Origin of the sequence: Nocardia sp. CA-135398, assembly GCF_050955845.1 — a bacterium.
GTDB lineage: Bacteria > Actinomycetota > Actinomycetes > Mycobacteriales > Mycobacteriaceae > Nocardia.
The window spans coordinates 6,652,566-6,673,798 of the sequence record NZ_CP192084.1 but is presented as its reverse complement, the minus strand read 5'-3'; the positions used below and the strand labels follow the sequence as shown (position 1 = coordinate 6,673,798).

The 21,233-nt window shown below is 65.5% G+C and carries 20 protein-coding genes; 13 read left to right on the top strand and 7 right to left on the bottom strand.

What is annotated here, in order from left to right:
• Nucleotides 1-10 precede the first annotated feature (10 nt).
• On the top strand, nt 11-976 hold the full coding sequence (locus ACQP1T_RS29580) for a D-2-hydroxyacid dehydrogenase (RefSeq protein WP_433756314.1): 966 nt from the start codon (nt 11-13) through the stop codon (nt 974-976).
• A 14-nt stretch (nt 977-990) separates the two neighbouring features.
• Nucleotides 991-2,382: an amidase gene (locus ACQP1T_RS29575; protein ID WP_433756313.1), complete on the top strand. Its 1,392-nt coding sequence runs from the start codon at nt 991-993 to the stop codon at nt 2,380-2,382.
• Here the strand turns inward: ACQP1T_RS29575 and ACQP1T_RS29570 are convergent.
• Entirely contained in the window at nt 2,379-2,873 is a 495-nt protein-coding gene (locus ACQP1T_RS29570) for a DUF3830 family protein (RefSeq protein WP_433756312.1), read from the bottom strand. The genes ACQP1T_RS29575 and ACQP1T_RS29570 overlap by 4 nt on opposite strands.
• A 16-nt stretch (nt 2,874-2,889) precedes the next feature.
• Nucleotides 2,890-4,137 (bottom strand): aspartate aminotransferase family protein, encoded by a 1,248-nt coding sequence (locus tag ACQP1T_RS29565; protein WP_433756311.1) that lies wholly within the window; start codon nt 4,135-4,137, stop codon nt 2,890-2,892.
• A 124-nt stretch (nt 4,138-4,261) separates the two neighbouring features.
• On the opposite strand from ACQP1T_RS29565, the gene ACQP1T_RS29560 reads away from it, so the two are divergent.
• The 7 genes from ACQP1T_RS29560 to ACQP1T_RS29530 all read left to right on the top strand — a co-directional run bounded on the left by ACQP1T_RS29560 (nt 4,262) and on the right by ACQP1T_RS29530 (nt 10,722).
• Entirely contained in the window at nt 4,262-5,734 is a 1,473-nt protein-coding gene (locus ACQP1T_RS29560; RefSeq protein WP_433756310.1) for an NAD-dependent succinate-semialdehyde dehydrogenase, read from the top strand.
• A complete protein-coding gene (locus ACQP1T_RS29555) occupies nt 5,731-6,813 on the top strand; it encodes a tartrate dehydrogenase (protein WP_433756309.1) in 1,083 nt (360 codons plus the stop codon). Before ACQP1T_RS29560 ends, ACQP1T_RS29555 begins: the two co-directional genes overlap by 4 nt.
• A 97-nt stretch (nt 6,814-6,910) precedes the next feature.
• Nucleotides 6,911-7,792, top strand: a complete 882-nt coding sequence (gene ehuB / locus ACQP1T_RS29550) for an ectoine/hydroxyectoine ABC transporter substrate-binding protein EhuB (protein ID WP_433756308.1) — start codon at nt 6,911-6,913, stop codon at nt 7,790-7,792.
• A gap of 4 nt (nt 7,793-7,796) precedes the next feature.
• On the top strand, nt 7,797-8,522 hold the full coding sequence (locus ACQP1T_RS29545) for an amino acid ABC transporter permease (protein ID WP_433756307.1): 726 nt from the start codon (nt 7,797-7,799) through the stop codon (nt 8,520-8,522).
• Nucleotides 8,522-9,190 carry an ectoine/hydroxyectoine ABC transporter permease subunit EhuD gene (gene ehuD, locus ACQP1T_RS29540; protein WP_433756306.1) on the top strand — a complete coding sequence of 223 codons (669 nt, stop codon included), beginning with the start codon at nt 8,522-8,524 and terminating at the stop codon, nt 9,188-9,190. The genes ACQP1T_RS29545 and ehuD overlap by 1 nt, the downstream gene beginning before the upstream one ends.
• Nucleotides 9,191-9,194: 4 nt before the next feature.
• Complete coding sequence (ehuA, locus tag ACQP1T_RS29535) at nt 9,195-9,959, top strand: ectoine/hydroxyectoine ABC transporter ATP-binding protein EhuA (protein ID WP_433762417.1); 765 nt, start codon at nt 9,195-9,197, stop codon at nt 9,957-9,959.
• Nucleotides 9,960-9,984: 25 nt separating this feature from the next.
• Nucleotides 9,985-10,722, top strand: coding sequence for a glutamine amidotransferase (locus tag ACQP1T_RS29530; RefSeq protein ID WP_433756305.1), 738 nt, complete (start codon nt 9,985-9,987; stop codon nt 10,720-10,722).
• Between the two features lie 7 nt (nt 10,723-10,729).
• Here ACQP1T_RS29530 and ACQP1T_RS29525 read toward each other — a convergent pair whose 3' ends face one another.
• Together ACQP1T_RS29525 and ACQP1T_RS29520 are read right to left on the bottom strand one after the other, a co-directional pair.
• On the bottom strand, nt 10,730-11,620 hold the full coding sequence (locus ACQP1T_RS29525; protein WP_433756304.1) for an MHYT domain-containing protein: 891 nt from the start codon (nt 11,618-11,620) through the stop codon (nt 10,730-10,732).
• A 395-nt stretch (nt 11,621-12,015) separates the two neighbouring features.
• Nucleotides 12,016-12,846 (bottom strand): helix-turn-helix domain-containing protein, encoded by an 831-nt coding sequence (locus tag ACQP1T_RS29520; protein WP_433756303.1) that lies wholly within the window; start codon nt 12,844-12,846, stop codon nt 12,016-12,018.
• 143 nt (nt 12,847-12,989) lie between these two features.
• Between ACQP1T_RS29520 and ACQP1T_RS29515 the strand changes: the two genes are divergently transcribed.
• From ACQP1T_RS29515 to ACQP1T_RS29505, 3 genes are all read left to right on the top strand, one after another.
• Entirely contained in the window at nt 12,990-13,736 is a 747-nt protein-coding gene (locus tag ACQP1T_RS29515) for an NADPH-dependent F420 reductase (RefSeq protein WP_433756302.1), read from the top strand.
• A gap of 498 nt (nt 13,737-14,234) precedes the next feature.
• A complete protein-coding gene (locus tag ACQP1T_RS29510) occupies nt 14,235-15,497 on the top strand; it encodes a cytochrome P450 (RefSeq protein ID WP_433756301.1) in 1,263 nt (420 codons plus the stop codon).
• Between the two features lie 10 nt (nt 15,498-15,507).
• Entirely contained in the window at nt 15,508-16,728 is a 1,221-nt protein-coding gene (locus ACQP1T_RS29505; protein ID WP_433756300.1) for a cytochrome P450 family protein, read from the top strand.
• A 93-nt stretch (nt 16,729-16,821) separates the two neighbouring features.
• On the opposite strand, the gene ACQP1T_RS29500 is transcribed toward ACQP1T_RS29505, so the two are convergent.
• Nucleotides 16,822-17,583 carry a hypothetical protein gene (locus tag ACQP1T_RS29500; RefSeq protein WP_433756299.1) on the bottom strand — a complete coding sequence of 254 codons (762 nt, stop codon included), beginning with the start codon at nt 17,581-17,583 and terminating at the stop codon, nt 16,822-16,824.
• 115 nt (nt 17,584-17,698) lie between these two features.
• Here ACQP1T_RS29500 and ACQP1T_RS29495 point away from each other — a divergent pair, with 115 nt between their 5' ends.
• Nucleotides 17,699-17,857, top strand: coding sequence for a hypothetical protein (locus tag ACQP1T_RS29495; RefSeq protein WP_433756298.1), 159 nt, complete (start codon nt 17,699-17,701; stop codon nt 17,855-17,857).
• A gap of 44 nt (nt 17,858-17,901) precedes the next feature.
• Here ACQP1T_RS29495 and glpD read toward each other — a convergent pair whose 3' ends face one another.
• A complete protein-coding gene (glpD, locus tag ACQP1T_RS29490) occupies nt 17,902-19,581 on the bottom strand; it encodes a glycerol-3-phosphate dehydrogenase (RefSeq protein WP_433756297.1) in 1,680 nt (559 codons plus the stop codon).
• Nucleotides 19,582-19,627: 46 nt separating this feature from the next.
• Nucleotides 19,628-21,148: a glycerol kinase GlpK gene (gene glpK, locus ACQP1T_RS29485; protein WP_433756296.1), complete on the bottom strand. Its 1,521-nt coding sequence runs from the start codon at nt 21,146-21,148 to the stop codon at nt 19,628-19,630.
• Nucleotides 21,149-21,233 lie beyond the last annotated feature (85 nt).

Sequence of the window (21,233 nt, the reverse complement as noted above, 5' to 3'; positions counted from 1 at the left end):
GTGTGTCAATGTGGAACAGGGCCCGATTGTCACCGTCCTGCACAGTGACAGTGTGCCCGACGCGGACCTCATGGCCCCGGTGGCCGATCGAGCCGAAGTACGGTACACGGAAGCGTCCGGACTCGCCGACGCACTGCGCGGCGCCGACGTGTTATTCGTCTACGACTTCCTGACTCGCGCGATCCCCGGTGCCTGGCACGCGGCCGACCGGTTGCGCTGGCTACATATGGGTTCGACCGGGGTGGATCCGGTGATGTTCGGCGAACTGCGGGAGAGCGAGGTCGTGGTCACCAACACACGTGGCGTATTCGATACGGCCATCGCGGAATATGTCTTGGGTCAGATTCTCGGCTTTGCCAAGGATCTGTCCGGATCGCTGCGCTTGCAGCAGCGGCACGAATGGCGGCACCGCGAATCCGAACGCATTTCGGGCGCCACCGTACTGATAGTCGGAACCGGATCGATCGGTCGCGCCATCGCGCGTTTATTGCGCGCCGCCGGAATGACCGTGCGCGCGGTGGGCCGCCGCGCGCGTGCCACCGACCCGGATTTCGGCACCGTGAGCACCGATCTGCACGCCGAACTTCCCATTGCCGACTACGTGGTCGCGGTGGCGCCGCTGACGCCGCAGACCCGGGAAATGTTCGATGCCAAGGCGTTCGCCGCGATGAAACCACATGCCAGGTTTGTCAATGTCGGACGTGGGGAACTCGTTGTCACCGACGACCTTTTCGCCGCACTCAGCACCGGATCGATATCCGGGGCGGCACTCGATGTGGTGGATCCGGAACCGCTACCGGCGCGGCATCCGCTATGGGATCTGCCGAATGTGCTTATCACTCCGCACAATTCGGGCGATTTCAGCGGCTGGCGAACCGAGGTCGTCACGGCGTTCACCCGAAATTTCGATAATTGGATCGCCGGCCGGACTTTGGACAACGTGGTCGATAAAGAGCTGGGGTACGTGCCCGGCTGAAGGAGAGCCCTGCCATGAGCTACCCGGACAGCAATACTCAACCGGCCGCGATGACCGCCGTCGAATTGGTTTCGGCGTACGCGGCGGGCACCCTGTCCCCGGTCGAGGCGACCGAGGCGATTCTGGAAGCCATCGCGGCGCGCGACGGTGCGGTGAATGCCTACTGTCTGGTCGATCCGGATCGCGCACTGGTACAAGCCAAAGATTCTGAGGCGCGCTGGAATTCGGGCTATGCCCGCGGACTGCTCGACGGTGTGCCGATCTCGATCAAGGACATCTTCCTGACCGAGGGCTGGCCGACTCGGCGCGGCAGCACCTCGGTCGATCCGAGCGGTCCCTGGCAGGTCGACAGCCCGGTCGCGGCCCGGCTGCGCGAGGACGGCATGGTGTTCCTCGGGAAGACGACAACGCCCGAAATCGCTTGGAAGGCCGTCACCGACAGCCCGCTCACCGGCATCACCCGCAACCCGGTCGATCCCACGACAACCTCGGGCGGCTCCTCGGGTGGCAGCGCGGCGGCGGTGGCGGCCGGGATGGGTCCGGTATCGGTCGGCACGGACGGCGGTGGGAGCATTCGCATTCCGGCCGCGTTCTGCGGCATCGTCGGTTTCAAGCCGACGCACGGCCGGGTCCCGCTGTATCCGGCGAGCCCGTTCGGTCCGCTGGCCCACGCCGGGCCGATGACCAGGACCGTCGAGGATGCCGCGCTGCTCATGGACATTCTGTCGCTGCCCGATCCGCGCGATCCGACCGAGCTGCCGCCCACGGTGACGACCTTCCGCGGCCAGATGTCGCGCGAGGTGCGCGGACTCACCGTCGCCTACTCGTCGACGCTCGGTTATGCGAAGGTCGATCCGGAGGTCGCCGCGATCGTGGATGCGGCGGTGCGGCGGCTGGCCGATGCCGAGCTACGGGTCATCGCGACCGATCCGGGCTTCGATGACCCGCGCGAGGCGTTCGAAGTGCTGTGGGCCGCCGGTGCGGCCACCATGTTGTCGAAATTCCCGGACGGTGCGCGCGAGAATGTGGACCAGGGACTGCGCGCGGTCTGGGAGCGCGGCGAAACCGTCAGTGCCGTCGACTATCTCGACGCCCGCGCGGTTGCCGCTCAACTCGGCATCACCATGGGTGCCTTCCACACCACCTATGACCTGCTGATCACCCCGACGATGCCGATCACCGCCTTCGAGGCGGGACACGATGTTCCGCCGGGCAGCGGGCTCGACAGCTGGCCGCAGTGGACGCCGTTCACCTATCCGTTCAATATGACCCAGCAGCCCGCGATCAGCATCCCCGCGGGCAAGACCGCGGCGGGGCTGCCGGTCGGACTGCAGATCATCGGGCCGCGCCACTCCGATGATCTGGTCCTCGCGGTCGCCCGCTATGCCGAGTACGTGTTGGGTTAGGCGCGGGCGAATGCCAAGGTTTCGCCCTGGACACCGTGCAGCCAGAGAGTGTTGCAGGCGGCGGCGAGATCGGTGAGGCCCTCTTCGATGGTGGCGAAGACATTGCCGGGCACCCAGCCCATATCACCATTGATGAGTAAGTTGTTGCGGCCGTAGAACAAAGCGAGGTCGGTGGCGCCCTGCTCGTGGTGCGCCGCCGTCCCCGGCTCGTAGCCGTAGGCCGGATTGCCGATCTCCCACGCTTCGAAATCGAACAGGCACACGTCGCCCGGAATGGGGGTGACGGTCGGGTTCTCCCGATGTGGTGCCGCCGCGATCCGTGGCAGCAGCGTGTACACCTCGTTGCGGGCGTACTTGGCGTGGAATGCGTCGCCCTCCTTGGGCAGCGCATCCCACACCGCCGCGCAGGTCTGCGGTGCTTCCGCGTCGAGCAGTCGGGCTCGGCAGGTCACGCCCGCCTTGGTCAGAGTGATCGAGATGTAGCGGGCCATCGGTTCTGCCTCCTGGTCACGCGGGGAGTTCGGCGAGCACGGTCGACCAGATCGCGAGCGCGTCGTCGATCTGGGTATCGGTCACGATCAGCGGCGGGATCATCCGCACCACATTCATATACGCACCGCAGGTGAGCAGCAGCAGTCCCTTCTCGACCGCGAGCCGCTGGGCGGCGGCGGCCGTGGCGGTATCGGGTTCGCCTGTGGCCGTAGTGAATTCGGTGCCGCAGAGCAGTCCGAGGCCGCGCACATCGCCGATCGCCTTGGTGGCACTGTCGCGCAGTCCCGTGAGCAGTTGAGCACCGCGCGCGGCGGCGTTGTCCACCAATCCCTCCGATTGGATCACCTCGAGTGTCGCGATCGCCGCCGCGCAGGCCACCGCATTGCCGCCGTAGGTGCCGCCCTGCGAGCCCGGCCAGGCCTTGGCCATCAGCTCGCGCGGCGCCGCGATGCCGGACAGCGGGAACCCGCTGGCCAGGCCCTTCGCGATGGTGATGACATCGGGACGGACGTCGAAGTGCTGATGTCCGAAGAACTTTCCGGTCCGGCCGAAGCCGGTCTGGATCTCGTCGAAGATGAGCAGAATGCCGTGCCGGTCCGCGCGTTCGCGCAGCCCGCGGAAGAACGCGGCGTTGCCGGGGATGTAGCCGCCCTCGCCGAGCATCGGTTCGACCACGAATGCGGCGGTCTCGGCGGGGGAGGTGACGGTGGCGAAGAGGTAATCGAGTTCGCGCAGTGCGAAGGCGGTGGCCTCGGCCTCGGTCCAGCCGTAGCGGAACGCGGTGGGGAACGGCGCCACGTGCACACCGGACATCAGCGGGCTGAACCCGGCGGAGAACCGGGTGCCCGAGGTCGTCATGGTCGCCGCCGCGACGGTGCGACCATGGAATCCGCCTTGGAAGACAACGATATTCGGCCGTCCGGTGGCCTGGCGGGCCAGCCGCAGCGCGGCCTCGACCGCCTCGCTGCCGGAGTTGGCGAAGAACAGCGTGTCCAGACCTTCGGGCAGGACGGTGCCGAGTCGCTCGATCAGTTCGAGCAGCGGCCGATGCATGACAGTGGTGTATTGGCCGTGGATCAGGCTGGCGACCTGGGCCTGGGCCGCCGCGACCACGTGCGGGTGGCAGTGGCCGGTGCTGGTGACGCCGATGCCCGCAGTGAAATCGAGATAGCGGCGGCCGTCGGTGCCGTAGAGGTAGCAGCCCGACCCGTGGTCGACGGTTACCGGGGTGGCCTGCTTGAGAACGGGGGATAGCTCGGTCATGTTCCGCCTCCCGGGGCGCGTATCCACTGATTGTCTATTGTCGGATTGTTGACAATATGCATAACATGGGCACCGGGTTCGCAGCAATGGCCGAAGGCCGCGTCGGGAATGAAAAGGAGCCCACATGCTCACCGAAACCGCCCTGACCGCAGCCGAACGCGCCGCGATCGACACGGTTCCGACCGGACTGTTCATCGACGGCGGATGGCGCGGAACAGCCGCCACGCTCCCGGTCATCGATCCGGCGACCGGTCAGTTGTTGTGCCAGGTGGCCGATGCCGATTCGACCGACGGACTGGACGCCTTGGCCGCGGCCCACCGGGCACAGGCGGAATGGGCGCGAACGACGCCTCGGCAGCGCAGCGACATCCTCATGGACGCGCACCGGGCGCTGCTCGCCGATACCGAACGACTCGCGCTGATCATGACGCTGGAAATGGGTAAGCCATTGGCCGAGGCGCGCGGTGAAATCGCTTATGCGGCAGAGTTTTTCCGGTGGTTCGCCGAAGAGGCTGTTCGGCTGGACGGTGGGTATATGCCTGCCCCCGCGGGTGGTTCGCGATTTCTGGTGACCAGACAACCGGTCGGTCCGAGCCTGCTCATCACGCCGTGGAACTTCCCGATGGCCATGGGTACCCGCAAGATCGGTCCGGCACTGGCCGCCGGATGCACCTGCGTTGTGAAACCCGCTGAGCAGACACCACTTTCGATGCTGGCGCTGGCGGACATTCTGGATCGGGTCGGTGTTCCGGCCGGTGTGGTCAATGTGATCACGACATCCGATCCCGGGGCGGTGATGACCCCGATGATTCTGGACAACCGCTCGCGCAAACTGTCGTTCACCGGTTCGACCGCCGTCGGGAAGTTGCTGCTCGAGCAGTGCGCGCGGACCGTGATGCGCACCTCGATGGAGCTCGGCGGCAATGCGCCGTTCATCGTATTCGAGGACGCGGATCTCGATGAGGCCGTCGAGGGAGCGCTGGCGGCGAAGATGCGCAATATCGGTCAGGCGTGCACCGCCGCGAACCGAATCTTTGTGCAGCGCAGCGTCGTCGATGAATTCGCGACTCGGCTGGCGGATCGGCTGGCGGCGCTGCCGATGGGGCGCGGCACCGAGCCGGGAGTGGTCGTCGGTCCGCTGATCGACGCCGACGCGGTCGCGAAGGTGACCAGTCTGGTCGCCGATGCGGTCCGTCGCGGAGCCACCGTCCGCACCGGCGGCGCGGCACTGGATGGTCTCGGAAACTTCTATCCCGCAACGGTATTGACCGATGTGCCGGATGAGGCCGAGATGTGCCACACCGAAATCTTCGGACCGGTCGCGGCGATTGCCGCCTTCGATACCGAAGCCGAGGTCGTCGCGCGCGCGAATAACACGCCATACGGATTGGTGGGCTATGTTTTCACCGAAAATCTGCGGCGCGGATTGCGGGTGTGTGAGGCGTTGGAAACCGGCATGGTCGGTCTGAATCAGGGGGTAGTCTCCAATCCCGCCGCACCGTTCGGCGGCGTGAAAGAATCCGGGCTCGGCCGTGAGGGCGGACTTACCGGCATAGACGAATTCCTGGAGACCAAATACATCGGAGTGCGAGTATGAGCAACTACCGGATAGCCACCATTCCCGGCGACGGCATCGGTGTCGATGTCACCGCCGAGGCCGTCGCGGTACTCGACGCGGTACTGCCCGGCATCGAATGGACCGAATTCGACTGGTCCTGTGAGAATTACCTGCGTACCGGAGCGATGATGCCCGCCGACGCACCCGGTCAACTCGCCGGATTCGACGCGATCCTGCTCGGCGCGGTTGGCTTTCCCGGTGTGCCCGATCATATTTCGCTGTGGGGATTGCTGATTCCGCTGCGCCGTGCCTTCGGCCAGTACGTGAACCTGCGCCCGGTCCGCCTGCTGCCCGGCACCGAATCCGCCTTGCGCGACCGCAGCGCCGAAGACCTGGATATCCTGATCGTGCGGGAGAATTCCGAGGGCGAATACTCCGCGATCGGTGGCATGCACCATCCGGGTCGCACCGACGAATTCGTCCGACAGGAATCGATCTTCACCAGGGTCGGCTGCGAACGGATCATCCGCTACGCCTTCGAAAGGGCGCTCGAACGCGACGGACGCCTGTGCTCGGCGACCAAATCGAACGGTCTGCTGCACTCGATGCCCTACTGGGACAGCATCTTCGAACGCATTTCCTCGGAGTATCCGCAGGTGCAGACCCGGCAACTGCATGTCGACGCGCTGGCCGCCGAAATCGTGCTGCATCCGGATCGGCTCGACGTGATCGTCGGATCGAATCTCTTCGGTGACATCCTGTCCGACCTCGCCGCCGCGGTGACCGGTGGCCTCGGCCTGGCACCATCGGGCAATATCAATCCCGAGCGCACGGCGCCATCGATGTTCGAGGCGGTACACGGCAGTGCGCCCGATATCGCCGGGCAGGGCATTGCGAATCCGGTCGCGCAGATTCTCGCCGGAGCAATGCTGTTGGAGCATTTGGGCGAACATGCCGCCGCCACGGCCGTCGATCGAGCGGTCTGTGACGTCCTGCGCGAAGGTCGAATTCGCACACCCGATCTCGGCGGCACGGCGACGACCAGTGAGCTCGGTAGTGCGATCGCGCGCCGTGCGACCGAATTGGTCGAGGCCGGTTCGGTATTCGCGCAACCATAGTTCGTGTCGTCATGTGACCGCAAAGAATTCGGCAGGGCGATCGCAAAGTTCATCCGCGACCATGGGTCGACTCGTGTGTCTGCGGAAGGACGGGGTCATGAAGTTCGAATTCAAAGGTGCGCGATTGCGGCGCGCCATGGCCGCAGCGGTGGCCGCGGCCAGCCTCGTGGTGGTAGCGGGCTGTGGATTGGGCGGCGACGATGCGGCGGCGGTGACCTACGAGGATGCGAAATCCTCGGGCAAGATCAAGGTCGGCTTCGCCAATGAGGCACCGTGGGCATTCCTCGGTGCGGACGGCCAGTTGACCGGATATGCCCCGACCGTCGCCCGCGCGGTATTGAAACGACTCGGTATCAATGAAATCGAAGGTGTGGTCACCGATTTCGACGGCCTGATCGACGGCGTGCGAGCGAAGAACTACGCATTCGTAGCGGCGGGCATGTTCATCAATCCGAAGCGATGTGCGAGCTCGGCATTCGCCGTTCCCGACTACCAAGTCGGTTCGGCATTCCTTGTGCCGGAAGGCAATCCGCGCAATATCAACCGTTTCGAGGACATCACCCGGGAGAACGTCCGGATCGCCACATTGGGCGGCGCGGTCGAAAACGGCTACGCGCAATCCTCCGGTGTGCCATCCCAACTCGTCGAGCCGATGGCCAAACAGGACGACATCCTGCGCGCGGTGCGCAACAAGGACGTCTACGGCGCGGCAATGCTCGACGTCACCGCCGCATGGCTGGTGAAGAACAATCCGGATGCCGGATTGGCGGTCGGCCCGTCCTTCCGCTTCGGCAATAAGCCGGATGTCGGCACCTTCAACTTCCGCATCGGCGACGACAAGTTCCGCGAGGACTTCAACCGCGAACTGCGCGCACTGCACGAAAGCGGTGAATGGTTGAAGCTGGTGGAGCCGTTCGGCCTGACCAAGGCCAACGAGGCGGATCCGGCCGCCACCGCCGAGCAGTACTGCACGGCTTGACCTCGTGTCCTCGCATTTCTCGACCTACCTCGAGCGGGTACTCCAGGGTCTTCCCTTCACGCTGTGGGCGGCGGTCGGTGGTATCACGCTGACCGTCGTGCTGTCCTTCGTCGCCGGGATCGCCATGCTGTCGCCGTATCTGCCGGTGCGGTTCGTCACCCGGATCTATGTGGAGGGGTTCCGGGGCAGCTCGGAAGTCGTGCAGCTGTTCTTCTTCGCGGTGGCGATACCGATCTTCTTCGGAGTATCGCTCGGTGCGACGGCGAAGGGGCTGTTGGTCATCGGCATCATCGTGCTCGGTCTCAACCATGGTGCCTACGGTGCCGAAATCGTCAGGGGCGCGATCGGATCGGTGCCGCAGTCGCAGGTCGAAGCCGCGATCGCGCTGAATCTGTCACCGGCGCAACGGATGTGGCGGGTGGTCCTGCCACAGGCCGTGGTGGAGATGCTGCCGTCGTTCAACAATCTGTTCATCCAACTCGTGAAAGCCACCGCGCTGCTGAGCTTTATCGCGGTGCCGGAGGTTTTCAAGAAAGCCGATGAACTGCGTGCGGTGCCAGCGTTCTCTCGCGAACTCGGTCTCATCTACGCGATCCAGCTGGTCGTGTACTTGCTCATCGCGGTGGTGATCACGGTGATCATGCGGGTGCTGGAGCTGTTGGCGGCCCGGCGGGTCGGGCGGCGGCCGAAGCGATCGAGCATCCGACTCTCGGCACACGTGGGGGTCTGATGGAGAAATGGCGGTGGGACCGCTTCTTCGACGCCTTTCCCTTCATCTGGGACGGGCTGCTCGTCACGATCCAGTACACCCTGCTCGGATCGTTGGTCGCGTATGCCCTCGGACTGATCTTCGCGGTAATCCGGCGGCTGCGGATTCCGGTGATCGATCAGCTGCTGTGGGCGTTCATCGAATTCATCCGCAGCACACCGCTTTTGGTGCAGATATTCTTCCTCTACTGGGTGGTGCGTCCGGATCTGCTCGGCGGGTTCTCCATCGACACCCAACGGTTGGTGGTCGGTGTGACCGCACTCGGCGTGCACTATGCCTGCTACACCTCGGAGGTGTTCCGCGCGGGCATCGACGCGGTGCCCGCGGCCCAGTGGGAGGCGGCCACGGCGTTGAATCTGCCGCGCACCCGCACCTGGACCGATGTGATTCTGCCGCAGGCGGTGCCGAGGGTGCTGCCCGCGCTGGGCAATTACACGATCGCCATGTTCAAAGAGGTGCCGCTGCTGTCCTCGATCGTCATTCTCGACATGGTCTACCAGGTCAAAACCGAATACGCGGCCGATACCGGTGGCGCGGGACCCGAGGCCTGGTTCGCGGCCGGTCTTACCTTCCTCGCGTTGAGCTATCCGTGCTCGATCCTGGTACGAAAGTTGGAACGACGTGTCTGAACCGATGATCCGGTTCACCGGTGTGGAAAAGCGCTACGGCGCCACGGTGTGCCTGGACGAACTCGATTTCGCCATTGCGCCGGGCGAGTTCGTCACCTTGATCGGGCCGTCCGGCTCCGGCAAGACCACGATTCTGCGTCTGCTCATGGGACTGGAACGGATAGACGCGGGCACCATCGAGGTCGGCGGCGAGTTGCTCAGCCACCAGCGGCGCGGTGACAAATTGGTGCCCGCCGGTCCGGCGCACCTGCGTCGGATGCGACGCAAGATCGGCATGGTCTTCCAGCAGTTCAATCTGTTCCCGAATATGACCGTGCTGCGCAATGTCACCGAAGGCCCGATCCGCGGTCTCGGCCAATCCAAAGATGCCGCCGAGGAGCGGGCCCGAAAGCTGCTCGAACTGGTCGGGCTGACCGACAAGATCGACGCCCGCCCGGCACATCTGTCCGGCGGCCAGCAGCAGCGAGTCGCCATTGCCAGGGCGCTGGCCATGGAACCGGAAGTGCTGCTGCTCGACGAGGTGACCTCGGCGCTCGATCCGGAGCTGGTGACCGGGGTGCTGCATCTGCTGGCGGATATCGCGGCCGATACCGAGATCACGTTTCTGTGCGTGACTCACGAAATGCAGTTCGCCCGAAAGGTCTCCGATCGGGTCATGATGTTCGACGCCGGACGGGTGCTCGAGGACGGTGATCCGGACAGGATCTTCACCGATCCCCGGCAAGATCGGACTCGCGAATTCTTGAAGGCGGTCTTGGATGAAAACTGACCGCCGATCTTCCACAATCTGAAGCATGACCAAGCCGTGTCTAGTCCTGCAGTTGCGGCCGGAGCGACCCGCCGCGGATGACGAATACCGCGCCGTCCTGCGCATGGCCGACCTCGATGTGAGTGACACGGTCCGGGTGCAGATGGACCAGGATTTCCCGGATATCGACCTCGACGATTACTCGGCGGTCATCGTCGGTGGCGGACCGAGCAATGTCAGCAGTCCGGACCCCGAGAAATACGGATACCAGCGGACATTCGAACCCAAGCTGAAGAAGCTGATGACCGAAATCGTCGGCCGGGATTTCCCGTATCTGGGCGCCTGCTACGGATTGGGCATCCTCGCGGACGTGCTCGGCGGCGAGGTGAGCGTCCGGCAATATAGTGAGCCGGTCGGCGCGCAGACCATCGACCTGACCGAGCACGGCCGCGCGGACGCGCTGCTAGCGGGCCTGCCACGAACCTTCCGGGCCTTCGTCGGCCATAAGGAAGCCTGTCAGGACGTGCCGCCCGGTGCGGTATTGCTGGCCGAATCGGCCGATTGCCCGGTGCAGATGATCCGCGTCGGTCAGCACGTGTACGCGACCCAATTCCATCCCGAATTGGACAGCGACGGACTGGCGTTACGCATCGAGGTCTACCGGCACGCGGGCTATTTCCAACCGGACGAGGCCGAGAACCTGATCGAGCTCGGTCATCGTGAATCGATCACGGTGCCCAGCGCGATTCTGAGCCGGTTCATCGCGCGGTACTGCCACGGGTGAAGCCGACTTACCGATCGGAGTCGAGACGATGGCGCCTTCGCTGTTCGGACTCCGAGCTGCTACGCAGCCCCCAGCTGGGTGAGTCGGGACGCACATCGGTGATCACCGGCCAGGATCCGGTTGTCGTCGCCAACGGTTCGCGTGGTCCGCGTCGGGCGGGCAGCGTTTCGCGGGTGCTGCGTTCATCGATCTCGGCCAGCCCGACAACGACCATCAGCATCATGATGACCATCGTGACGGTCACGATCAGCGGCGTCACCAGTTGCAGCGGATCGATACCGCCGCTGTCGACCTCGTGATCGGAATGGCTGGCGTGCATGGAGGTCATCCCCACGTAGTGCATTCCGCATACCGCGACACCCATGATCAGTGCGGCGCCGATGGTGGCGAACAGACCGCGGACATGCAGCATGAACCACAGCGCCGCGGTGGCCGCGACCACCGCGATCACCACCGACACGGCAACCGTTTTGCGGTCGTATTCGACGTGTGCGGCGGTTTTCATCGCGTACATGCCCAGGTAGTGCATGGCGGCCACGCCGAGTCCGGTGATCGCGCCGCCGATCGGCAGTGCCACGAATTCGTTTCGACCGCGCACGACGATCGATAGCCCGATCCAGACGACCACGATCGCGATGACCGCGCTGAGCAGCGTCATCGGCACGTCGTAGCGAATGGTGGCGCCGTGGATGGAGAAGCCGAGCATGGCGGTGAAATGCATGACCCAGATGCCCGCCCCGCCGAGGGAGACGGCGGCGGTGGCGAGCCACCCGGCAGGCCAATCGGAGGACCGAGCGTGCACCACACAACGGAGGGCGAGTGCGGATCCGATAAAGGACACGAGGTAGGCCATGACCGGGGTCAACCAGCCGTGGCTGAAATGATCGAGTTCTAGCATGTGCACTCCGCGTTCACCAGTTGTGTCGTGGCCCCGGGCAGTTCGGGCGACCAGCTATCGATCGGCGGCGACCAGCTACCTGTTGAGCGCAACGGCAGTAAACCAATGAACATCGGGTGGAACCTCACGATCTGTGGAAATTTACACTGGCATTTCCACCAGGCGCTGACAATAGCCAGGCCGGTCGCTCATGGCCAGCTCGGGTTCCAGATTCACAGCTAACGCATAGTTTCCCGCTGAGCCGCGGCGGAGCAATCGGCCAGCGTTCAGTTCCGGGAGCCGGGTTCGCGCCGCAGCGCGATTCCGGCGTTCGCGGCGGTCGTCGAAGCCGTTCGAACTCGCATGTCCCGAACCGAACTCAGCTGTGTCGCGATCTCATCCACGAACCAGGCGGGCTACTGATTTCCGAGTTCCCGCAGTGCCTTTTCGGATGCCGAGCCCGCCTCGGCGGCGAACAGGTCCAGGCCGCAGCACGACGGCGCGTCGGGGAGTGCGATGAGTTCGCCGTGCAGCGTCAGCTCGCCGACGCGCGGGTGGTGCAGCGTGTACGTCCGGTTGCGGACCTGCGCGACCGGATGTTCGGCCCACGTTCGCGCGAAGTCCGGGCTCAGTTCTCGCATGGTGTCGATGTGCGCGACGAGTTCGGAGTGTCCGCGATACCGTCCGAGCAGGACGCGCAGATGCGCCACATGCGCGAGTGCCGCCTGATCCCATCCGGTGCCGAGCAGTTCGCGCAGGTGCGGCTCGATGAACAGCAGGTGTGAGAGGGTGCGGCGGCCGTCGGGGAGTGCGGGGAAGTCGCCGAACACCGCGACGGCGAGTTGGTTCCATCCGATGATCTGGGTATGGCGACCGACCACCAGCGCCGGTGTCATCACGAACGAATCCAGCAGATAACGCAGCCCCACAGGCATATCCGTCGAGGGTGTTTCCTGTGCGCACGGTGGCGGACGCCGCGCGATCCGGTGCAGATATGCCGATTCGTCCATGTCCAGGCGAAGCGCCACACTGATGGCTCGGAGAACCTCGTCCGAAACGCTGTCGGTCTTGCCCTGCTCCAGGCGCGTGTAGTGGGCGATGCTCACTCCCGCCGCCTGAGCCAGCTCCTCCCGTCGCAGGCCCGCGACTCGGCGAACGCCGCCGTGGTCACGCAGCCCGACATCCTGCGGGCGTAGGCGGGCGCGGCGCGATTTGAGGAACCCGCTGAGCTCGGTCCGGTCGTCCACTCGACAACCCTATGTCGGCGCCCGGCGACCATCCCTCGCCGTGGGTGATCACGCGGTGAGTACGCAGCACACGGGTCTGGTCGCGCGGTCGTGGCGGATCCACGCTGTCAGGCGGCACTCACACCGACGAATGGAGATAAGCCGTGCATCGAACGCTCGGACTCATCGGCAGCGGAATGATCGGTACTTCCATTGCCCGCCTGGCCATCTCGGCAGGCTTCGGCGTTGTCGTCAGTAATTCGCGAGGTCCCGAGACCCTCGCCGACCTCGTCACCGAACTGGGTGGGCAGGCCCGAGCGGCTACACCAGCAGAGGCAGCGCGCGCCGCAGATCTCGTGGTGGCAGCGATACCGCTGGTTGCCCATCGAAAGCTTCCCGCGGCAGCGCTGGCCGGAAAGACGGTGCTGGATACGGCCAACTACTACCCCGAACGAGACGGCCACCTGACCGAGCTGGACACCGGCGCATCGACTTCCAGTGCTCTGATCCAGCGCCACCTCGCGGATTCCCACGTGGTCAAGGCATTCAACACGATCACCCCACACCAGCTGCTCTCCCTCGCCCGCCCCGCCGACGCCACCGACCGCAGCGCCCTGCCCATCGCGGGCGACAACGCGTCAGCCAAAGCCGAGGCCACTCACCTTCTGAACCGCCTCGGCTACGACGCGGTGGACATCGGTCCACTGACCGACAGTTGGCGCACCGAACCGAACACCCCGGCATACATCCGCCCCTACCTCGGCGAAATCCCCGCGACGGATGTCGACGCCTTTCTCCGGTGGACCCGACAAACTCCCGGCATCCCCGTCCCCGCAACCCAACTCACCGAACTCATCGAAGCCGCCGTCCGCCAGACCGCGGGTGAAGCGAAACTTCCGAGCGCCGACTGAACGGCCCCGAGCAACGCCCGTCGAGCAGCATGTTTCGGCCGCACATCCAGTACAGCCGGTGTGCAACTGCCGTCGAGAGTGTGGGCGTGCAGCGACTGCTCGCCGAGCTTAGATCAGCCACGTGATCCATAGCAGCTCAACATATTTGCCGGTGGCGATGGGTTCGCCGTCGGCGTGCTTGCGTTGCGGACTGATCTGGAGAGAGTTCTTCCGGATGCTGATAACGTGGGCGGGTCGTCGAGTTCTGGGCGGCTGGTAGGGCGTCCGGTGATTGTGCGTCGAAATCGCCTGTCCTACAGGGACTGTGGGGTGACCGCAGTCGGCTGTGGTTGCCTCGCCAGGGTTCGAGTTCTCGACGCGGACCTCATGGCCGGGGTCACATACGGTCGGCGTCGCGAGGAGGGCTGAACTGAGTGCTGTGGCCGCAGGCTGTGTTATCGCCGCGGTGCTTCCATTGATCCTGGCCGCCTTGCTGATCCAACGTCTGGAGTCACGCCTTTGACCACGTCATCGTCAACCCACACCACCGCGACCGGAGCCTGCCCCGCCCTGCACGGCTCGCCCCTCGATGCGGCCGAGCCCCGAGTGTTGTTGCATACTCCGGAGTTCGCCGCCGATCCGCATCGGGCCTATCGGGAGGCTCGCAGCCAGTACGGGTCGCTGGTGCCGATGGAGTTGGCGCCGGGCGTGCCCGCCACCCTGGTGGTCGGCTATCAGACCGCCGTGCGGATCCTCAATGATCCGGAACACTTTCCGGCGGATCCGCGGCATTGGGAGCAGACGGTTTCCGACGAATCACCCGTCAAGCCGATGATGATGTGGTACCCGAACGCACTACGCAATACCGGTGCGGCGCATGCCCGCTACCGGCAGGCGTATACCGGCAGCATCGACGGAATCGATCTGCACGAACTGCATTCGACGGTCGAGAAGATCGCCATCCCGGTGATCAACTCCTTCTGCGAGGCGGGCGAGGTCGACCTGGTCACCCAGTACGCGCTGCCGGTTGTCTTCGAGGTCATCAACCAGATGGTCGGCTGCTCAGCGGAACTGGGGCAGCGGGTCGCGACCGGTATGGCGATGCTCTTCGACACCGTCGAGGCCGCCGCCGGCATGGCAATGCTCAGCGAGGCGCTGCTGGAGTTGGTGCAGCTACGCAGGGCCGAGCCCGGTGACGATGTCACCTCGCGAATGGCCCACCACCCCTCCAAGCTCGACGATACCGAAATGCTGTGCCAGCTGATCAGTTTCTACGGCGCGGGCATCGAACCGATGCAGAATCTGATCACGAACACCCTGCTGCTGATGCTCACCGACGACCGATTCGGCGGCGACATGCTCGGCGGTAGCCTCTCCACCCGCGACGCGCTCGACGAGGTGTTGTTCAACGACCCGCCGATGGCCAACTTCAGCATCACCTACCCGCGCCAGCCGATCCTCATCGACAACACCTGGTTGCCCGCCCATCAGCCGGTCGTGGTCAGCCTTTCGGGCTGCAATAACGATCCGGCGATCCGCGGCGGCGATCGCACCGGCAACCGCTCGCATCTGGCCTGGGGCGCCGGGCCGCACGCCTGCCCCGCGAAATCCGTTGCCTACCTGGTCGTTCAGGACGCCATCGATCAGCTGCTCGACGCGCTCCCCGAGATGGAACTGGCCGTGCCCACGGACGAATTGACTTGGCGGCCCGGCCCGTTCCACCGGGCACTGGCGGCACTGCCGGTCGTCTTCCCCAAGTCCCCGCCACTGCCCGTCTTCTAAGGAGATAACGATGGAGCATGAACCGCTGGTCCTGGATCTGACCGGCGCCGATATCCAAGGCGAGAACGAGCGGATCCGGGAGCGCGGGCCGGTCGCGCTGGTCGCCCTGCCCGGCGGCGTGCCCGCATGGTCGGTCACCGATGCCGCCGTGCTCAAGAGTCTGCTCGCCGATCCGCGGGTGTCGAAAGACGCACGGCAGCACTGGTCTTCGTTCATCAATGGCGAGATCACCGAGGAGTGGCCGCTGCTTCCGTGGATCGCGGTCGACAACATGTTCACCGCGTACGGCACCGACCACCGCCGCCTGCGCAAGCTGGTCTCGCCCGCGTTCACGCACCGTCGCACCACGGCGCTGCGTCCGCGCATCGAGGCGATCACCGAGGGGCTGCTGAACGCGCTCGCGGCCACTCCGAAGGGCGAGGTGGCCGATCTGCGCGAGGGGTACGCCTATCCGGTGCCGATCGAGATCATCACCGAAATGATGGGTGTGCCCGAACATCTCGGACCTGGTCTGCGCAAATGCGTCGACGGCTTCTTCGACACCTCGTTCGGTCCGGAGGAAGCACAGGCCAACTACCTCGAGATGTACCGCCTCGTCAGCGAACTCGTGGCCTACCGGCGCGAGACTCCGGGCGACGATGTCACCAGCGTTCTCATTGCCACCCGCGACGAGGACGACGGCTCGCAGCTGAGCGAGAAGGAACTCGTCGACACCCTGATGCTGGTCATCAATGCCGGTCACGAGACCACGGTCAATCTGCTCGACCAGGCGATCTTCATCCTGCTCACCCATCAGGAACAGCGCGCCGATCTGGTCGAGGGCCGGGTGCCGTGGTCGGATCTGGTGGAGGAGACGCTGCGCTACGAGGCGCCGGTCGCGCACCTGCCGCTGCGCTACGCGGTCGAGGATATCGAGCTCGGCGAGATCCGAATTCCCAAGGGCGAGGCGATTCTCGCGTCCTACGCCGCCGCGGGCCGCGATCCGAATCTGCACGGCGCCACCGCCGCGACATTCGACCTGCACCGAGTCAATAAGGAACACCTGTCCTTCGGGCACGGCGCGCACCACTGCATCGGCGCCCCGCTCGCTCGGCTGGAGGCGACCATCGCCCTTCCGGCCATCTTCGAGCGCTTCCCGAATATGCGGTTGGCCGTGGATCCGGCGGAGTTGTCGCCGGTCGGCAGTTTCATTTCGAATGGACACCGCGCGCTGCCGGTCTTCCTGGACTAGACCGTTGTCGGGGTGCCGCACAGCGGCACCCCGCTCGATCCCGCGGTGTGAACGCGGCAACGGTCATATCCGGCAATTGCCGCGCAACGTGAGTTATGGGGTTGTCGGTTGTTCCTGGGGCGGTATCGGGGAGACGGCGCCATCGATCGCGCCGACCGCTGCGCCCACTGCCGCGCCAGCCGCTGCGAATGGTGCGGCGATCACCGTGTAGCCGATGGCCGCGCCGATGACGGGTACGACCACGAGTCCCGCGGGGGCGAAGACCAGTCCGGCGACGAGACCCGAGACCGCGCCGACGACCGCGCTGGTGGCCGCGAGCGGCGTGGACACGGTGGCGCCCACCGCAGCGCCGACGAGCGCGTCACCGATCACGGCATCGGCGATATGGTCCGAACGTGTGCGTTCGACGCCCACCGACTGAAGGCCTTGGGACAGTGCGGCTTCGGTACCAGCGGACGCGTCGTTGATCTGGGTGGCCTGTTCGGGCGAGAGCCAGTCCGGGCGATCGATCCGGATATTGCCGACGCTGACCCGGTTGGTAGGGGCTGCGGATGCCGGTGGACCCTGGTCCGGCTGCGCCGCGTTATCGGTGGGGGCGGGCGCTGCGGGATCCGGATCGGCCACGAATGTGGTGGCGCTCCGCAGTGGTAAGGGTGCGAATGCGGCGTTGTCGTCGATCGGAGCCGATGGTTCCGCAAATCCGTATGGAGTCGGATTGCCGAGTGTTTGTGCATCAGCGGTCGCGGGCGCGGTGCCGATGAGGATGACGGACAGCGGAACCGCACTGGCCAAGGCGAATGCGGCGGTACGTCGACAGATGGGTCGAATCTGAGCGGCGGGCTTATGTGTGCCCATAAATAACCTCATTCCGAACGTCGATGCCTATTTACCTACATTCGGAACAGTCGGCCTTTCGGATGAAAACGCGCGGGGGCAATTTGCCGAGTCCGCCGCCGGGTATACAGCGACCATGACCGGACGAAAGATCGATCCGCGGACAACCGAGAACGCCGAGGGTGACTTCGCGGACGAGCACAGCAAACCCACGCATGCCGACGAACATCCGCAGGAGGAGCAGTTGGAGACCGACGAATCGACGCCCGAGTCCTACGGCGGCTCGGACATCTGACGCCGACGGCGCGCGGTACGAATCCGTACCGCGCGCCGGCGGACTCAGGCGACCGCGACCAAGCGCGCGGCGTTGGCCGACTCGTCGTCGGCGGCCTGGTTGGCGGCCAACTCCGCCTGTACCCGCTCGCGATAGCGGGTGATTTCGCGATCGGTGGTCGCGGCATCCCAGCCGAGTCGAGCGCCCATGAGGTAGGCCACCGCGGGTGCGGCGGTCAGGCCGCGGTCGGCGGCCTCGATCGAGATGCGGGTGCGGCGGGTCAGGACATCGTCGAGATGCAGTGCGCCCTCATGGGACACCGCGTAGACCACCTCGGCGCCGAGGTATGCCCCGGCACCGGGCAGCGGCTCGGCCAATTCCGGTTCGGCGGCGATCACCTCGAACAACTCGGATACGCCCGACCCATAGCGCCCGAGCAGGTGCTCGACGGTCGCGACGGACAGACCGGCCCGCTGCGCGACGCTGTTCACATCGGCCGCCAGCTCCTGGTATCCGACGGCGCCGAGCAGCGGCAGGTGTTCGGTCACCGACGGTGCGGCCGCCCGACCGAGACCCTTGACGGCCGCGTCCACCACATCGGCGGCCATCACACGGTAGGTGGTGTACTTACCGCCCGCGATCACGAACAGACCCGGAACCGGTTCCGCGACAGCATGTTCGCGCGAGAGCGTCGCGGTATCGGCGGACGCGCCCGACAGCAGCGGCCGCAGCCCCGCGTAGGTACCGACAATATCGTTGCGGGACAACGGCTCTCGCAGCACCGCATTCATATGGTCGAGGATGTACTGCACATCGGCATCGCTGGCCACCGGATGGTTCTTGTCCAACGCCCAATCGGTATCGGTGGTGCCGATGATCCAGTGCCTGGCCCACGGGATCACGAACAGCACGCTCTTCTCGGTGCGCATGATCAGACCGGTATCCAGATCGAGCCGATCGCGCGGGACCAGGATGTGCACGCCCTTCGACATGCGTACGTGGAATGGGAAATCCACGCCGGTCATCTTGTTCATCTCGTCGGTCCAGACGCCGGTCGCGCTGATCACCCGGCGGGCGCGCACGGTGTATTCGCGACCGGTCTCCACATCGGTGACATGTGCGCCGATCACCCGCTCGCCGTCGCGCAGCAGTCCGGTGACCTTGGTGCGGGTGAGCACGGTCGCGCCGTGCTGGGCGGCGGTGCGGGCGATGGTCATGGTGTGCCGGGCGTCGTCGACCTGCGCGTCGAAGTAGCGGATCGCGCCGATCATCGCGTCATCGCGCAGTGCGGGCGCCAATTCCATTGCGCGCGTGTGCGACAGGTGCCGGTGCATGGGCAGCGCCCTGGCCCCGCCGATGGTGTCGTACAGTGCGACGCCCGCGCCGATGTAGGCGCGCTCCCAGACCCGGTGCTGCAGTGGCAGCAGGAACGAGACCGGGCGCACCAGATGCGGGGCGAGCCGGTGCAGCAGCAGGCCGCGCTCCTTCAAAGCCTCACGCACCAGCCAGAAGTCGAGTTGCTCCAGATAGCGCAGGCCGCCGTGGATGAGCTTGCTGGATCGGCTCGATGTGCCCGCCGCGAAATCCCGTGCCTCGACCAGGGTGACGGTCAGCCCGCGGGCGGCGGCATCGAGTGCGGCACCTGCTCCGACCACACCGCCGCCGATTATCAGTACGTCGATTTCGTTGTCGCCCAATGTGTCCAGTGCATCGGCGCGGTAGTTCGAGTCCAAACGTGCGGACACGGTATGTCTCCTTGTTTCGGTGCTGTTGAGTCTTCGAGCGCGGATCTCAGTCGTCGACGTCGATCCAGTCGAGCGTGCGTGCGACCGCCTTCTTCCAACGGGCGTAACCACGTTCGCGCTGCTCCGCGGTCCAGGCGGGCGTCCAACGCTTGTCCTCGCGCCAGTTCTGCACGAGTTCGTCGGTGTCGCTCCAGAATCCGACGGCCAATCCGGCGGCATAGGCCGCGCCGAGTGCGGTGGTCTCCGCGACCACCGGCCGGGATACCGGCACATCGAGGAAGTCGGCCTGCAATTGCATGCACAGTTCGTTGGCCGTGACGCCGCCGTCCACGCGCAAGGTGTCCAGGCGCACACCGGAATCGGCCTCCATCGCCTCGACGACATCGCGGGTCTGATAGCAGATCGACTCCAGCGTGGCCCGTGCGAGATGGGCATTGGTGCTGTAGCGCGACAGCCCGACGATCACACCGCGGGCGTCCGAACGCCAATACGGCGCGAACAGGCCGGAGAACGCGGGCACGAAGTACACCCCGCCGTTGTCCTCGGCCTGCCTGGCCAGCGATTCGCTTTGCGCCGCACCGGAAATGACGCCGAGCTGATCGCGCAGCCACTGCACGGCCGAGCCGGTGACCGCGATCGAACCCTCCAGCGCGTACACCGGCTTCTCCGCGCCGAACTGGTAGGCGACGGTGGTGAGCAGTCCGTGCTGTGAGCGCACGAGTTCGGTTCCGGTATTGAGCAGCAGGAAGTTTCCGGTGCCGTAGGTGTTCTTGGCCTCACCGGGCCGGAAGCACACCTGACCCACGGTGGCCGCCTGCTGATCGCCGAGTACACCGGCCAGCGGTACCTCGCCGCCGAACGGTCCGTCGGCGCGGGTCCTGCCGAACAGTTCCGGATTCGACGAGGGCGCGATGGTCGGCAGCATGGCGCGCGGAATTCCGAAGAGGGACAACAGTTCGTCGTCCCAGTCGCAGGTCTCCAGATCCATCAGCATGGTGCGGCTGGCATTGGTCGGATCGGTGACGTGCACGCCGCCATCGATGCCACCGGTGAGATTCCACAGCAGCCAGCTGTCGGTGGTGCCGAAGACCGCCTCGCCCTGGTCCGCGTCGGCGGCGACACCGGGGACATTGTCCAGGATCCAGCGCAACTTGCCGCCGGAGAAGTAGGTGGCGGGCGGCAAACCCGCCTTGCGGCGGATGATTTCGCCGTGACCCGCGCGTTCCAGTTCGGCGGCGATCTTGTCGGTGCGGGTGTCCTGCCAGACGATGGCATTGCAGTACGGCCGCCCGGTCCGGCGATTCCACACCACGGTGGTCTCGCGCTGATTGGTCACCCCGACCGCGGCCAGATCGCTCGCAACGAGATTCGCCTTGTTCAAGGTGGACACGATGACCGAGCGGGTGCGCTCCCAGATCTCGGTCGGATTGTGCTCGACCCACCCCGCGCGCGGCAGGATCTGCTCGTGCTCGAGCTGGTGCCGGGCGATCTCGTTGCCGCGGTGGTCGAACACCATGAAGCGGGTGCTCGTGGTGCCCTGGTCGATGGCACCGACGTACTGGCTCATCGCCGTCCTTTCGGAGAACGCGTCGGGAGTGAAGGCAGCGACTCCGGCGAGCGCACCGGCCGAGTGGCTTTGGGCAACAACACAT

Excerpts from the sequence above, each read along its gene's own strand:
- ACQP1T_RS29570 (WP_433756312.1), bottom strand. The coding sequence starts at position 2,873 with ATGGCCCGCTACATCTCGATCACTCTGACCAAGGCGGGCGTGACCTGC.
- glpK (WP_433756296.1), bottom strand. The coding sequence starts at position 21,148 with ATGAGCCAGTACGTCGGTGCCATCGACCAGGGCACCACGAGCACCCGC.
- ehuA (WP_433762417.1), top strand. The coding sequence starts at position 9,195 with ATGATCCGGTTCACCGGTGTGGAAAAGCGCTACGGCGCCACGGTGTGC.
- ACQP1T_RS29565 (WP_433756311.1), bottom strand. The coding sequence starts at position 4,137 with ATGACCGAGCTATCCCCCGTTCTCAAGCAGGCCACCCCGGTAACCGTC.
- ACQP1T_RS29575 (WP_433756313.1), top strand. The coding sequence starts at position 991 with ATGAGCTACCCGGACAGCAATACTCAACCGGCCGCGATGACCGCCGTC.
- ACQP1T_RS29500 (WP_433756299.1), bottom strand. The coding sequence starts at position 17,583 with ATGGGCACACATAAGCCCGCCGCTCAGATTCGACCCATCTGTCGACGT.
- ACQP1T_RS29555 (WP_433756309.1), top strand. The coding sequence starts at position 5,731 with ATGAGCAACTACCGGATAGCCACCATTCCCGGCGACGGCATCGGTGTC.
- ehuD (WP_433756306.1), top strand. The coding sequence starts at position 8,522 with ATGGAGAAATGGCGGTGGGACCGCTTCTTCGACGCCTTTCCCTTCATC.
- ehuB (WP_433756308.1), top strand. The coding sequence starts at position 6,911 with ATGAAGTTCGAATTCAAAGGTGCGCGATTGCGGCGCGCCATGGCCGCA.
- ACQP1T_RS29525 (WP_433756304.1), bottom strand. The coding sequence starts at position 11,620 with ATGCTAGAACTCGATCATTTCAGCCACGGCTGGTTGACCCCGGTCATG.
- ACQP1T_RS29495 (WP_433756298.1), top strand. The coding sequence starts at position 17,699 with ATGACCGGACGAAAGATCGATCCGCGGACAACCGAGAACGCCGAGGGT.
- ACQP1T_RS29505 (WP_433756300.1), top strand. The coding sequence starts at position 15,508 with ATGGAGCATGAACCGCTGGTCCTGGATCTGACCGGCGCCGATATCCAA.
- ACQP1T_RS29530 (WP_433756305.1), top strand. The coding sequence starts at position 9,985 with ATGACCAAGCCGTGTCTAGTCCTGCAGTTGCGGCCGGAGCGACCCGCC.
- ACQP1T_RS29560 (WP_433756310.1), top strand. The coding sequence starts at position 4,262 with ATGCTCACCGAAACCGCCCTGACCGCAGCCGAACGCGCCGCGATCGAC.